The following is a 13,305-nucleotide window of genomic DNA, read 5'->3' as shown; positions in this document are numbered from 1 at the left end:
CAGGTAGCTGTCCGGCCCGGTTACCCTTGATTAACCAGCTCAATCCAGCGCATCGGCTTTGAATGCGTCACAGCCCGCGAGATCGGATTCGCCGCAGGGGGGAAGCTGCGCCGCCAGATCGCGCAAGGCGGTGCGTAGGCCCTCTTCGAGAACCGGGTGATAAAACGGCAGTCGCAGCATATCCTGTACCGTCAGCGAACGATCAATTGCCAGCGCCAACAGATGCGCCATATGCTCGCCGGCGGGTGCGCACATTTCAGCACCGAGCAGCCGGCCGCTTTCCGGTTCCGCATAGAGATGCATGATGCCTTTGTTGCGCTGACCGGCCCGGGCACGACCCTGGTGTTCGAAGCGCACTTCGCCCAACAATGTCTTTTTGTCATCGAGCGCCCGGAAGCTGCTGCCGACTGTCGCAATACCGGGATCGGCAAAGACTATCGCCAGCGGTGTCCGGCGTGTAAAACAAATCGGGACGGAGCGGGTGGCATTGATCCCGGCGATGTGTCCTCCATCAGCCGCCTCGTGCAACAGCGGTATCTGTTGATTGGCGTCACCGGCCATGAAAACCGGCAGATCGGCCACTTGCATGGTGTGCGGATCAACCGGCGGCAAGCCCTGTTCGTTCAGTTCGACGCCCAGCGTCTCAAGCCCGATGCCGTTGATGTTTGGGCGCCGGCCCAAAGCGACAAGCACTTGGTCGACGATGACTTCCCTAGTCCCGGATCTCACTCGCACACCTTCATTTATAGCATCCAGATCAGCTTTCTCACCCAGATACAAAGGGAATTCACGTCCCAAAAGCTCTCGCGCAACAGTATTGATTTGCGGATCACTCAAACCGGCAATGGCGCTGTTTTCACCAAATGCCGTTACGTCCACACCAAGCCGGGAAAGTGCCTGGGCCATCTCAACGCCGATGGGACCCAAGCCGACTACCGCCATACGTGAAGGCAGGGATTCCTGTTCGAATAAGGTATCCGTGGTCAGTAATTGTTTGCCCAGCGTGCGCCAGGAAGCCGGCACAACCGGGCGAGAACCCGTGGCGATGATGATATTACGTGCACGGAGCTCCCTTCCATTTACCTCCAGTCTGCCAATGCCAAGCAGACGCGCACGGCCGGAAATGGCGCGCTTGCCCAGAGTATCGGTAGTTTTTAAGGTACTGGCGACAAAATCATCGCGCAGCCGGCGTACGCGTCGTAGTGCGGCGGCGATATCGAGTGTGAGACCGCCACCGCCCCGGATACCGAATTCCTCGAAAGTGCCGCGATGGTGAAAAGCATTTGCCGCCTCGATGAGCAGCTTGGAAGGCATGCAACCCACCCGGGCGCAGATTGTTCCCCAAGGCCCGTCGTTGATAAGGACAAAATTATGCGTGCGCTTTCTTACCTCCCGCAGGGCAGCGAGCCCGGCAGTGCCGCCTCCGACAATAATGACATCGAATATTTCACTCATGGCGATTTCCCCGGTGTGAGCTTTTTACTTCGAAGGGTTTGATCCTGGTTTCCAGAAATTCATACGAATTTCTGTCAAGTATAAAGGCCAAGTTATCAGCCGATCAGGCCGGGATTAGTTCCTGCTGCTATTCCCTAGTGTGCCGCCGCTATTCGATTTTGCCAACGGCAGCGGTATTCGGCTCAACGATAGGATTAGCGGCGGGTACATCGTTACCTTCCATTCTTGTCGTTTCCGGCGCCTGTGGTTTGGGCTTGGGCCGTGAGGCGAGCCACTCACGGGAAATCTTTTGAGCCTGCGCAAGTTGTTTGGCGCTGAGAGATCTCATAACCTCATCCCGGATCATCACGGCCTGCTGAATACCGGCTGCGGCAGCAAGATTCAGCCACATGTAGCTCTGTATCGGATCAATAGCGAGACCATGACCAGTGCGATAAATCAGGCCCAGCTCATATTGCGCAAGCGCATAGCCTTGTTCCGCGGCTAATTTAAGCCATTTGGCGGCTTCTGCGAAATCTTGCAACGCGCCATTTCCGGTGAGATATAACAAACCAAGTTTGTATTGTGCATCGCTATCTCCTTTTTCCGCACTTTCTTGATACGACTGCACTCTGAGATAGTGATCATCCGCAAGCTTCTGTGCATTGGATATTGTTGGCCGTGCCTCAGGGGCTATATTTGCGGTGTCAGAGGACCTGCCTTTGTCGGCATTTTTCGCGTCCGGGTACAATAGGGGATCGCGATAAGATCTAGCAGCTTCAGAAACGGCCGGTTGCTCCGATCCGGTCTCCGTTGCGACGTATCCATCCGACATATTGGCTAATATGATCAGCCAAACCGCGCCAATAAACAGTCCGCTTATAGCCAGCGTTGCTCCCGCTGCGAGATAGGCGCTGGGATTTCTCACCCAAAAGCGTTCTTTGCAATCGCTGCAGCGCATGGGTCGGAGAAACAGCGTTCTCAAGGTTCGCTCACCTGGCCGCACACGAGAGCTGTGCGTCTTTTCACTTCCGCACTTAATGCATTTCGCGTACATAATGTCTCTTGTTGTTCTGCTGCTCCGTCCGAAAATGGCAAGTATGGTTTAACTTTTCCGCACAGTCTAAGTATTGCCCTGCCGGGCGTCAACCCGACAGTGGACGTGGATACTTCGAACGTTGTCGGACGCTCCTGCTTCCCGGGATTCTCTCGATATCTCTCCAAGTAAAAATCAGGGATTTGAGCTTATGAGGTCAGCGCTAGCCGCTGTGACGCGATATCGATTAGATTCCGGCGCCGCCGTCGAATACCTCATTGCGTATCTGCGCCTGTGAAATGTTGCTGCCAGGGGGAACGCTGCGTGTGAGCCAGACGTTGCCGCCAATGGTTGAGCCACGGCCAATGGTAATGCGGCCAAGAATGGTAGCGCCCGCGTAGATGACGACATCATCTTCGACAATCGGGTGCCGTACGTTGCCCTTTACCAGCGCGCCATTTTCATCCACCGGAAAGCGCTTGGCGCCGAGAGTCACCGCCTGATATAGCCGCACATGTTCGCCTATGATGGCGGTTTCACCGATAACGACGCCGGTGCCATGGTCAATAAAAAAACTGCCGCTAATGCGCGCACCCGGGTGGATCTCGATGCCGGTCGCGGAATGGGCGATTTCGGAAATCATGCGGGCAATCAATGGCGCTCCCAGGGAATGCAATTCATGGGCGAGCCGGTAATACGTGATAGCGGTAAATCCGGGATAGCAGACCAGTATTTCGTCGATGCTTCGCGCAGCGGGATCTCCCTCATAAGCTGCCTGAATATCGCTCTCCAGCAAACTGCGTATATGCGGTAATCTTTTGGCAAATGCCTGGATAATGGCGGCGGCCTGCTCGCGATCCGTATTGCTTGTGGCGTCAAGGCCGGATACAAAGCGCAGTTCACGGCGCACTTGCACCAGCAAATCCCGAAGTGTCACATCCAGCATGTGACCCACATAAAAATCGACGCTCTGATTAGTGAGTTCCGGTAAACCCAGTCGGTGGGGAAAAAGCACGGCACTCAATCCATCCGCGATACCCACCAGTACCTTGCGGGAAGGAAGCTTTGGCGGCCTATCCCGTCTCTGTCGATTTTCCAATGATTCCAAACGCAAGGTGCGCAACTCGGCAACAACCGTGTCAATTTCCAAACCCGTTCCTTTCATGATGAATGCTCTGTTTTTTGAACTTTGCCGTTTAGGCCGTCAATCCTTGTGTGTCGAATACGTCTTCAAAAAGGATGGAGCTCAGGTAACGTTCCCCGGAATCCGGCAGGATAACGACGATCGTTTTATCCGCATTTTCCGGGCGACGGGCATAACGTGCCGCAACTGCTACAGCAGCGCCGCATGAAACTCCGGAAATAATGCCTTCCTCACGCGCAAGGCGGCGCGCATAGCGTAAGGCCTCCTCATTACTGACCTGCTCGATTTCATCCACCAGTGAGAGATCCATATTTTCAGGCACAAAACCTGCCCCGATTCCGGGAATCTTATGTGGGCCGGGTTTTAGTGGCTCACCGGCGCGTTGCTGGGTGAGCACCGGGCTGGCGGATGGCTCGACCGCGACCGAAATAATTGCTTTTCCCTGCGTTTTTTTGATATAGCGCGAAACGCCGGTTATGGTGCCGCCTGTGCCTACACCGGAAACAAAAATATCAATGGCCCCATCGGTGTCGTTCCAGATTTCCGGTCCCGTGGTACGCTCATGGATGGCTGGATTAGCGGGGTTGGTGAATTGCTGTAGCAATACGAACCGGCCAGGATCGGAAGCGGCAATTTCCTCGGCTTTTGCTACCGCACCTTTCATGCCGCGCGCACCTTCCGTCAGAATCAACTTTGCGCCATAAGCGGCAAGCAGCTTGCGGCGTTCCAGGCTCATGGTTTCCGGCATGGTCAGGGTCAGAGGCAGGCCGCGTGCGGCGGCAACGAATGCCAGAGCAATACCGGTATTGCCGCTGGTGGGTTCTACCAGTTCTTTTCCCGGACCAAGCAGTCCACGCGATTCCGCGTCTTCGATCATTGCCGTTCCAATGCGGCATTTGACGGAATAGGCCGGGTTACGCCCTTCAATCTTGGCCAGCACGGTCGCCGGAGCGCCATCAGTAACGCGATTAAGCCGTACCAGTGGCGTGTGTCCGATGGATTCCGAGTTATCTTTGAACCAATGTGGCATTTTTGAAACTTCCTCTAGTACAGATTGCCGCGCTCAGTCATTCCCCTGAGTATGAGAGGGACATGGGAAACTAGGCTGGCTCATCAACGTGCCGGAGATTCCGGATGCCGGAAGAATATCCGCCCAGGCCAGTAGAAGGTGATATACAAACGAATAGCGGTGGAATCTTATCTATGATAAGAGAATTTCTTCGTGGTTGAGACCGGTTAGTGGGATATGATCACCAACTATTTTGCCCTTGCGGGGTTGAGCGGTCAATATCAGTTATGAATCCGCTGGTTTTATGAAGAAGGGTACCGAAAAAGGGAAAACAGGGGGAAACATTCCGGAGTTGATTATAATAGCAAATTTTTCCGTCAAGTTTCTGTCGTCCTTTGGCATGCTTTCCGGCCAACATGACGACGTTCAAAGTGGTTGGCGCGAATCATGTCCGGATGCTGGGAACCGAGCGTGAATCTGCATTGATATACAAGGGATTTCAAGGGGGGAAGTGATAAATGTCAAACACAGAATTTTTGCGCGGTAGATGATCTTATCTGCCAGGCATGATGTAAAGTTTCTCGATCTTCCCGCGATCAAGGCCGTTGAAGGTGTGGTGCGCCTGCCCGGCTCCAAGAGCATTTCCAACCGTATTCTGCTGCTTGCTGCGCTGGCGGATGGCGTAACCACTATACGTAACCTGCTTGCCTCCGATGATACGGCGCGGATGCTGGATGCGCTCGAGGCCTTAGGCGTGGCCATCGTTCCGATCGATGGGAACGATTATCGTGTCCGGGGTATCGGTGGACAATTTCCCTTGCGTTTTCCCGTAGATGAAGCGGACTTGTTTCTGGGTAATGCAGGCACGGTTTTCCGCCCATTGACTGCCGTACTGGCGCTGTCACAGGGACGCTACCGACTATCGGGCGTATCGCGCATGCATGAGCGGCCCATCGGAGATCTGGTGGATGCGCTACGTCAGGTGGGCGCGGATATCACCTATCTTGGCAAAGAAGGTTTTCCGCCGCTGCAAATTCAACCCGCCCATATCCGGGGTAACGCGATAACCGTTAAAGGTGATGTATCCAGCCAGTTCCTCACCGGGTTGCTGATAGCATTGCCCTTGTCGGCGCCAGCCGGGGGTGAAGCACTGGCGATAACGGTGATGGGGCAGCTGATTTCGCGGCCTTATGTCGACCTGACCATTGCTTTGATGGATCGTTTCGGCGTGCATGTTGAAAATGAGGGATGGCGTCAATTTGCACTGCCCGGGGGACAGCGCTATTGCAGTCCGGGTGAGATATTCGTCGAAGGGGATGCATCCTCCGCTTCCTATTTTCTTGCCGCTGGCGCTATCGGTGGTGGTCCGGTAAGGGTGGAGGGAATAGGACAGGACAGTCTTCAGGGGGATGTCCATTTTGCTGAAGCACTGGAAAAAATGGGAGCCTGCGTCAGGAGGGGAGATAACTGGATCGAAGCCGGCACATCCAAATCCGGTTACCTGCGAGCGATCGACCTTGATTGTAATCATATTCCCGATGCCGCCATGACGCTAGCGGTGGCGGCGTTATTCGCCAAGGGTACCACCACGCTCCGAAATATCGCCAGTTGGCGGGTAAAGGAAACCGACCGGCTCGTGGCGATGGCGAAGGAATTACACAAGTTGGGCGCCATAGTGGAGGAGGGGCCGGATTTCCTGCGTATCACGCCGCCGCCGGGTGGAAGTCTTGCCGTGCATGCGGCTATTGATACCTATGACGACCATCGCATGGCCATGTGCTTCTCGTTGGCGTCATTGGGGGTGCCGGTGCGGATAAACGACCCGGCCTGTGTGACCAAGACATTTCCCGATTATTTTGAAAAATTCACGGCGATAACCAAGGCCTGACTTGGTCCCCAAAAATGGATCCAAATCCAGCGGGCGACCGCTCATTTAACAGATCAGTGTTACGCGTAATAACAATATTGAGGTTTTTTCATGAGTATTAACGATATTCCGGTTATTGCGATTGATGGTCCTTCCGCCTCCGGCAAGGGTACGGTTGCGCAACGCGTGGCGGTGGAGCTGGGGTTTCATTATCTCGACAGCGGCGCACTCTATCGCCTGGTGGCACTATCGGCAATGCGGATGGAAATTGATTTCGAGGATGAACTGGCTCTGAGCGACATTGCCACCCGGCTTGATGTTATTTTTGAAGACGCGGGAATCCGGTTGGGGAACGAAGATGTTACCGACGCTATTCGCGCGGAGGCATGCAGTAATGCCGCATCCAGAATTGCTGCCTATCCACGGGTCAGAGCGGCGCTTTTGGAGCGGCAACGCGCGTTTCAACAGTTTCCCGGCCTGGTGGCGGATGGGCGCGATATGGGTTCAGTAGTATTTCCCGATGCCGCTCTCAAGATATTTCTTACCGCAAGCGCGGAAACACGCGCACAACGCCGGTATAAACAGTTGATGGAAAAAGGGATAGATGCTAATATTGCCACCCTTTTACAGGATATACGAGAGCGTGACGCACGCGACAGCAGTCGAAGCGTGGCGCCCTTGCAACAGGGAGCGGGTGCAAGTTTATTGGACACGACTTCACTTGATATCGGACAAGCGGTAGATGGCGTACTACGGCGCTACGCTGAAATTTGCGCAAAAAAGTGTCTTTAAGATTTCAGGCGCAACCCGTGCTCCTTGTCCGGCAAATAATGCTGGATAGTTTGGGGTTTAGCCGGCCCAGAAAATGGAACGAGCTGGCAAGTAAGGCGCGAACAAAAAGTGGATGCGGTGACATCCCGAGACAGGCCCCCATTTTGAGGGGGTGATTAATGGATATGGCGGCAAAATTCAGATATTTTTTAGTGTATTGAAGGATAGTTTCAGACAGTTGCTTACCCGGTGCTGCCGCGTCAACCCTTGAGCAAAAGAGGGTGGATTTTGCATTCAGGCAGTTATTATTAACCTACTAGCCCCGTCAGGGTTTATTTGGACGGGATCTCAAATCAGGTATTTTTTATAATGACCATTGCTTCCCCCGCTACAGAGTCCCCCGAAAGTTTTGCGGCACTTTTTGAAGAAAGTCTTTCCCGCCAGGAGATGCGGGTCGGTGAAGTCATCACCGCCGAAGTCGTTCGGGTTGATTACAACATCGTTGTGGTGAACGCCGGCCTCAAATCGGAGAGTTTTATCCCAGTCGAAGAATTCAAGAATGACAAAGGTGAAATCGAAGCCAAGCCCGGCGATTTCGTCAGTGTTGCGATCGAAGCGCTTGAAGATGGCTATGGTGAGACACGTTTGTCGCGCGATAAGGCAAAACGCCTGACGGCTTGGCATGACCTGGAAGCCGCCATGGAAAGCGGCGCTATTGTGTGCGGCCTGGTGAGCGGTAAAGTCAAGGGTGGCCTGACCGCCATGATTAACGGAATCCGCGCCTTTTTGCCGGGGTCGCTGGTGGATATCCGGCCGGTCAAGGACACCACGCCGTACGAAAACAAGGAAATGGAATTCAAGGTCATCAAGCTCGACCGCAAGCGGAATAATGTGGTGGTGTCGCGTCGCGCGGTTCTGGAAGAGAGCCAGGGCGCGGATCGCCAGTCATTGCTTGCAAATCTGGCGGAGGGTGCGGTGGTCAAGGGCGTGGTCAAGAATATCACCGATTATGGTGCGTTCGTCGACTTGGGCGGTATAGATGGCCTGCTGCATATCACGGATCTTGCATGGCGGCGGGTGAAACATCCTTCCGAAGTCATCAATGTCGGCGATGAAGTCACCGCCAAGGTGCTCAAGTTTGATCAGGAGAAAAATCGCGTTTCCCTGGGTATGAAACAGTTGAGCGAAGATCCATGGGTAGGTCTCTCCCGGCGTTATCCACAACATACCCGTCTGTTCGGCAAAGTCAGCAATCTGACGGATTATGGTGCATTTGTTGAAATCGAGCAGGGCATTGAAGGGCTGGTGCACGTTTCAGAAATGGATTGGACCAACAAGAATGTGTATCCGTCCAAAGTGGTGCAGCTAGGTGACGAAGTCGAAGTGATGATTCTGGAAATCGACGAGGAACGCAGACGTATCTCGCTCGGCATGAAGCAATGCAAGGTTAATCCCTGGGATGACTTTGCCATGAATCATCAGAAAGGCGACAAGGTGCGCGGGCAGATCAAATCCATTACGGATTTCGGAGTGTTCATCGGGTTGCAGGGCGGCATAGATGGATTGGTGCATTTGTCCGATCTTTCGTGGAATCAGCCAGGTGAAGAAGCGGTGCGTAATTACAAGAAAGGCGATGAAGTTGAAGCGATGGTGCTGTCCATTGATGTCGAGCGGGAACGCATTTCACTGGGGATCAAGCAGATGGAGGGTGATCCATTCAACAGCTTTGTCTCGGTGAATGACAAGAACAGTATCGTCAAAGGCACGGTCAAGTCAATTGACGCCAAGGGTGCGGTGATAGCCCTGGAGAATGATGTGGAAGGTTACCTGCGTGCATCGGAAATATCGCGTGACCGGGTTGAGGATATTCGCACGCACCTGAAGGAAGGCGATACGGTCGAGGCGATGATTATCAATGTTGACCGCAAGAATCGTGGTATTAATCTTTCCATCAAGGCCAAAGATATGTCTGAGGAATCCGACGCCATGCAGAAAGTTACGAGCGACAGCGCTGCCAATGCCGGAACCACCAGCCTGGGGGCGCTGCTTAAAGCCAAGATGGATGTCAAAAATACTGAACAATAGGAATTGCCAATGACAAAGTCTGAATTGATCTCAAAGCTTGCAGCCCGTTACCCCCAGTTGGTGGCGAAGGATGCCGAGCTTGCAGTCAAGGTGATACTTGATGCCATGGCCAAGAGTTTGTCACAGGGGCAGCGCATTGAAATTCGCGGATTTGGCAGTTTCGATCTGAATTACCGTCCGCCGCGTATCGGCCGCAATCCAAAATCCGGAGAAAAAGTGCGAGTTCCGGAGAAGTATGTCCCTCATTTCAAGGCAGGAAAGGAAATGCGTGAGCGGGTCGACCGCAAGGACTAAAAAAATCGTAGAGATTTATAATGGCGGCAGATCGCAAGATCTTGCCGCTTTTTTTAGACTTGCGGCGGGGGTGGTCCCAGCTTTTTTTATATGCCGCATAATGGGTTCGTTAAAGGACTGCAATGGGCGATCGACTGCCGGATTAGGATTATGCGTTATCTGATAGGGCTCTTACGCATTGTTCTATTTGTGTTGCTGCTCGGCTTCGCCGTGAGGAATGCTGAAACCGTAACACTACGTTATTATTTTGGCTACGAATGGCAGACGTCACTGGTACTGGTAATACTATTAGTTTTTACGCTTGGAGTGGCAATCGGTATCCTGTCCTGTCTCGGCAAAATATCCAGACAAGGACGGACAATTGCCGCATTCAGGAAAAAATATCCTCCACTGGATCAGCATGGATAGCCACGGAACGTTTGTTAGCGACTCATTAAGTAACGGCGCTGATTGTGTGCGTGATCCCCGCATTATTGTTGCGCTGGATTTTCCTGATGCAAAACAGGCACTGGCCCTTACGGACCGGCTTGAACCGGGATCGTGCAGGGTAAAGGTAGGCAAGGAGCTTTTTACCGCCGCCGGACCGCAAGTGGTGGAGAAGCTGATGGGGAAAGGTTTTGAGATTTTTCTCGATCTGAAATTCCACGATATTCCCAGCACTGTGATGAAGGCGTGCAAGGCAGCAGCGGGTCTGGGTGTGTGGATGATGAACGTCCACGCGTTGGGTGGAAGAAAAATGCTGCTTGCCGCCCGCCAGGCTGTACCCACGGGAACGGCTAAAGTCATCGCGGTGACTTTGCTTACCAGCATGGAGCATAATGATCTGAAGGAGATCGGCCTGAATGGAGATCCGCAGGATGCCGTACAGCGACTGGCGCTCCTGGCAAATGATTGCGGACTGGATGGGGTCGTATGTTCCGCCCAGGAAGCGCCGCGGCTCAAGCAAATCATAGGCGGGAATTTTTGCCTGGTCACACCAGGTATCCGCCCTATCGATGCTTCAATGGATGAGCAGAAACGGGTAACAACGCCGCGGCAGGCGATCGACAACGGCGCGGATTACCTGGTTATCGGCAGGCCCATCACACAGGCGGCGGACCCGGTATCCATATTACGTCGATTGAATAATGAAATAGCGGGACGGGCCGAATAATCGGGCTGTAATGCCGTCGGCTGCCAAGCCTCCCGGCAGATTCCCGGATTTCAAAGAGACCTCCCTTCTCTGGGAAAGAGGTTTTTAGTTTGCTCGCTCTCGATTGCGTAATTTTCCATAGTATCGGGTAGTTAGCGGGGTGGCGTTTGCATTTCATATTGACCCATCATTCTGTTGAGCGTAGAGTTAACAAGGGATGTTTGGAATTCGATCTTATCAATTCCGAGCGTATACCCATTCACTCTTGCTGGAGGACAATATCATGCCCGATTACCACGTCCTACCGGCACAGCGCCTGACGGGCGCTGTGCGAGTAGCCCGCCCCATTACGCCTAAATCTGTAACGCTTGCATCGCCTGCCCTTGATGTGATGACCGATTTGCGGCAAATCCATGCCGCGGTAATCGAATCGCACCAGACGATGGAGTCGGCTAACGCATATATGATACAGCGCGGTATACGTTCCCTGCTGGTATTAAACCAGGACCAGGTTCTCAATGGCTTAATCACCGCAACCGATATTCTTGGTGAGAAGCCCCTCCGCTTTATTCAGGAGCGGAGTATGAAGCATAATGAGATCCTGGTTTCCGATATCATGACTCCGCTTGACCGGCTGGAAGCTATTCCCATTGAAAAAATCCATCATGCCAGGGTGGGAGATATTATTGCCAGCTTGCTTGATACCGGCCGACAACACACCCTGGTAATAGAGAACGACGCTGACGGCAAGCCGGCGGTGTGCGGCATTTTTTCCCTGACACAAATCGAGAAGCAACTGGGTACCGCCATTCCATCCACGGAAGTTGCCAAAACATTTACTGAGATCGAGACCACATTGATGCATTGATGGCGAGTGAGCATAGCGTTAGCAGCGCTGAAGGTGTGGCCACCCGGTCAGAAAGAATCAAGATTAATAAGCGAATGCCGACAGGCATCCGGTGACCGTGGTTGGTCCGGATTTAGTGCAGATTCCGGCTATTTTGGGGGATTTCCGAGTAAATAATTCTGCAGGATTTCACCCAGAGGTTTTCCGGGTGCAAGGCTCAATCCACCCGACGAGATAAGTTCTCATTCTCGCCTTCTTGTCATGCATAGTGACAAATTTAAAGTTGTCTCTAGAGACGGTACGGTTTTGTTCAAGCAGATGAGCCCTCCAGCCGGCGCTCAATGCACACCCCTAGTTTCTTAACTCCGCGTATCGCGCTGAGTTTCGCCACGCTGACCTTGACCCACGGCGATTTAAATTCCTTCAGGATGATTTGAGCGATGTGCTCAGCCAACGCCTCCAACAGAGAAAAATGTTTTTGTGAAAGCGTTTCGTTGATGCGTTGGACAATAAAGGCATAATCCAGCGCGTCCTCGAAATTGTCTGTTTGACAGGCCTGGCTCGTAGGCATCGCAACTTCCAGGTCGAGCTGGATGGTTTGCGCAATATTGCGTTCCCATGGATAAATGCCAATCAACGTTTTGACCTTGAGTTCCTGCAGAAAAATGATGTCCATTATGGGGGAGCCTCTGAATAAGTCCTTTGCTGGCATGGCGGCGACTTTGCGGGATGGGATGCCACAGCAACAAGGGAGGCGACGATGCGGATGGCGATCCCCTTCACTGGGAGCTTGGCAAAACAGATCGCCCGCAAAACGACCGTCCCATCGCTCAGTGGGCAAATGAGCGGTAAAATCGGGCGCCATCGCGTTACACCCTTGGCACCATAGACCGAGCGATGACCTGCGTTGTGTGCCTTGTGATCATCCCGATTTTAACAGCAACGCGCTCCACGGAGGACTTATTCAGAGGTTCCTGAGTTAAAGCGGTTCCGGGATATGTCGTGGAAGCTGGTTTTTCACGTAAAATCAGCGCAGGATTTTATTCTATTTGCAAAGATGACGCTAATAACATGACGTGGATGGTTCTCATACTGCTGGCTTATTTGCTGGGATCCATCTCCTTTGGCGTGTTGGCGAGCTGGTTGTTTCATTTGCCTGATCCCCGTCTGTATGGCTCGAAGAACCCAGGGGCAACCAATGTCTTGCGCAGCGGAAAGAAAACAGCAGCGGTATTCACGTTGCTGGGCGATGCCGGTAAAGGCTGGGTGGCGGTGGTCTTGGCGCAACATTTCATGCCTGCGTTGGGGGGAGACGATAAAGCGATTGCCGCGGTAGCGCTGGCAGTATTCCTGGGTCATATATTCCCGATATTCCTGGGGTTCAAGGGGGGGAAAGGCGTGGCGACGGCCGTTGGTGTATTGCTGGGACTTAATCCATGGATGGGGCTATTGGCGGTCGCTATCTGGATTATGGTTGCGGCGATCTGGCGTATGTCATCCCTGGCTGCGTTAGTGGCCGCAGGGCTTGCTCCATTTTATGCGCTATTTTTTCTTGGTTTCGACTCAGGTACTTTTGTCGTTCTGGCCATGTCCTTGCTGATCATCTGGCGACACAAGTCGAATATCGCTAGCCTGATTGCGGGCAAGGAAACGCGCATCGGCAAGCGCAGCATACCCTGACCCGAT

At 53.2% G+C, this 13,305-nt stretch carries 13 protein-coding genes; 8 read left to right on the top strand and 5 right to left on the bottom strand.

From position 1 onward, the window contains the following. Window positions 1-39: 39 nt before the first annotated feature. The 4 genes from SQ11_RS03240 to cysK all read right to left on the bottom strand — a co-directional run bounded on the left by SQ11_RS03240 (window position 40) and on the right by cysK (window position 4,644). Entirely contained in the window at window positions 40-1,455 is a 1,416-nt protein-coding gene (locus SQ11_RS03240) for a dihydrolipoyl dehydrogenase (protein ID WP_041512692.1), read from the bottom strand. A 148-nt stretch (window positions 1,456-1,603) separates the two neighbouring features. Continuing rightward, on the bottom strand, window positions 1,604-2,362 hold the full coding sequence (locus SQ11_RS03235) for a tetratricopeptide repeat protein (protein WP_232297872.1): 759 nt from the start codon (window positions 2,360-2,362) through the stop codon (window positions 1,604-1,606). A gap of 355 nt (window positions 2,363-2,717) precedes the next feature. Next, on the bottom strand, window positions 2,718-3,635 hold the full coding sequence (epsC, locus tag SQ11_RS03230) for a serine O-acetyltransferase EpsC (protein ID WP_041512691.1): 918 nt from the start codon (window positions 3,633-3,635) through the stop codon (window positions 2,718-2,720). A 31-nt stretch (window positions 3,636-3,666) separates the two neighbouring features. Then, window positions 3,667-4,644: a cysteine synthase A gene (cysK, locus tag SQ11_RS03225; protein WP_041512690.1), complete on the bottom strand. Its 978-nt coding sequence runs from the start codon at window positions 4,642-4,644 to the stop codon at window positions 3,667-3,669. Window positions 4,645-5,170: 526 nt separating this feature from the next. Between cysK and aroA the strand changes: the two genes are divergently transcribed. The 7 genes from aroA to SQ11_RS03190 all read left to right on the top strand — a co-directional run bounded on the left by aroA (window position 5,171) and on the right by SQ11_RS03190 (window position 11,640). Next, window positions 5,171-6,511, top strand: coding sequence for a 3-phosphoshikimate 1-carboxyvinyltransferase (gene aroA, locus SQ11_RS17800; protein ID WP_041512689.1), 1,341 nt, complete (start codon window positions 5,171-5,173; stop codon window positions 6,509-6,511). A gap of 90 nt (window positions 6,512-6,601) precedes the next feature. Continuing rightward, window positions 6,602-7,282: a (d)CMP kinase gene (cmk, locus tag SQ11_RS17795; RefSeq protein WP_041512688.1), complete on the top strand. Its 681-nt coding sequence runs from the start codon at window positions 6,602-6,604 to the stop codon at window positions 7,280-7,282. A gap of 348 nt (window positions 7,283-7,630) precedes the next feature. Continuing rightward, entirely contained in the window at window positions 7,631-9,346 is a 1,716-nt protein-coding gene (gene rpsA, locus SQ11_RS03210) for a 30S ribosomal protein S1 (protein ID WP_041512687.1), read from the top strand. A gap of 9 nt (window positions 9,347-9,355) precedes the next feature. Further along, window positions 9,356-9,640, top strand: coding sequence for an integration host factor subunit beta (locus SQ11_RS03205; RefSeq protein ID WP_041512686.1), 285 nt, complete (start codon window positions 9,356-9,358; stop codon window positions 9,638-9,640). A gap of 150 nt (window positions 9,641-9,790) precedes the next feature. Continuing rightward, window positions 9,791-10,048, top strand: a complete 258-nt coding sequence (locus tag SQ11_RS03200; RefSeq protein ID WP_041512685.1) for a lipopolysaccharide assembly LapA domain-containing protein — start codon at window positions 9,791-9,793, stop codon at window positions 10,046-10,048. Window positions 10,049-10,094: 46 nt separating this feature from the next. Beyond that, the gene (gene pyrF, locus SQ11_RS03195; RefSeq protein ID WP_041512876.1) at window positions 10,095-10,793 is read left to right on the top strand and encodes an orotidine-5'-phosphate decarboxylase; all 699 of its coding nucleotides are present in this window, start codon (window positions 10,095-10,097) and stop codon (window positions 10,791-10,793) included. A gap of 262 nt (window positions 10,794-11,055) precedes the next feature. Then, on the top strand, window positions 11,056-11,640 hold the full coding sequence (locus SQ11_RS03190) for a CBS domain-containing protein (RefSeq protein WP_041512684.1): 585 nt from the start codon (window positions 11,056-11,058) through the stop codon (window positions 11,638-11,640). Window positions 11,641-11,929: 289 nt separating this feature from the next. Here SQ11_RS03190 and folB read toward each other — a convergent pair whose 3' ends face one another. Next, window positions 11,930-12,295: a dihydroneopterin aldolase gene (gene folB, locus SQ11_RS03185; protein ID WP_041512875.1), complete on the bottom strand. Its 366-nt coding sequence runs from the start codon at window positions 12,293-12,295 to the stop codon at window positions 11,930-11,932. 395 nt (window positions 12,296-12,690) lie between these two features. Here folB and plsY point away from each other — a divergent pair, with 395 nt between their 5' ends. Further along, window positions 12,691-13,299, top strand: coding sequence for a glycerol-3-phosphate 1-O-acyltransferase PlsY (gene plsY, locus SQ11_RS03180; RefSeq protein ID WP_041512874.1), 609 nt, complete (start codon window positions 12,691-12,693; stop codon window positions 13,297-13,299). Window positions 13,300-13,305 lie beyond the last annotated feature (6 nt).

This window comes from Nitrosospira sp. NpAV, assembly GCF_000832065.1.
In the GTDB taxonomy this organism is placed as follows: domain Bacteria; phylum Pseudomonadota; class Gammaproteobacteria; order Burkholderiales; family Nitrosomonadaceae; genus Nitrosospira.
Note: the sequence above shows the minus strand (reverse complement) of the source record. Positions and strands in the feature narration are given on the sequence as shown.

Bases quoted from the DNA above. Each gene is read 5' to 3' on its own strand.
- SQ11_RS03200 (WP_041512685.1), top strand. From the start codon at position 9,791: ATGCGTTATCTGATAGGGCTCTTACGCATTGTTCTATTTGTGTTGCTG.
- SQ11_RS03205 (WP_041512686.1), top strand. From the start codon at position 9,356: ATGACAAAGTCTGAATTGATCTCAAAGCTTGCAGCCCGTTACCCCCAG.
- folB (WP_041512875.1), bottom strand. From the start codon at position 12,295: ATGGACATCATTTTTCTGCAGGAACTCAAGGTCAAAACGTTGATTGGC.
- SQ11_RS03240 (WP_041512692.1), bottom strand. From the start codon at position 1,455: ATGAGTGAAATATTCGATGTCATTATTGTCGGAGGCGGCACTGCCGGG.
- cmk (WP_041512688.1), top strand. From the start codon at position 6,602: ATGAGTATTAACGATATTCCGGTTATTGCGATTGATGGTCCTTCCGCC.
- cysK (WP_041512690.1), bottom strand. From the start codon at position 4,644: ATGCCACATTGGTTCAAAGATAACTCGGAATCCATCGGACACACGCCA.
- rpsA (WP_041512687.1), top strand. From the start codon at position 7,631: ATGACCATTGCTTCCCCCGCTACAGAGTCCCCCGAAAGTTTTGCGGCA.
- epsC (WP_041512691.1), bottom strand. From the start codon at position 3,635: ATGAAAGGAACGGGTTTGGAAATTGACACGGTTGTTGCCGAGTTGCGC.
- aroA (WP_041512689.1), top strand. From the start codon at position 5,171: ATGATCTTATCTGCCAGGCATGATGTAAAGTTTCTCGATCTTCCCGCG.
- SQ11_RS03190 (WP_041512684.1), top strand. From the start codon at position 11,056: ATGCCCGATTACCACGTCCTACCGGCACAGCGCCTGACGGGCGCTGTG.
- plsY (WP_041512874.1), top strand. From the start codon at position 12,691: ATGACGTGGATGGTTCTCATACTGCTGGCTTATTTGCTGGGATCCATC.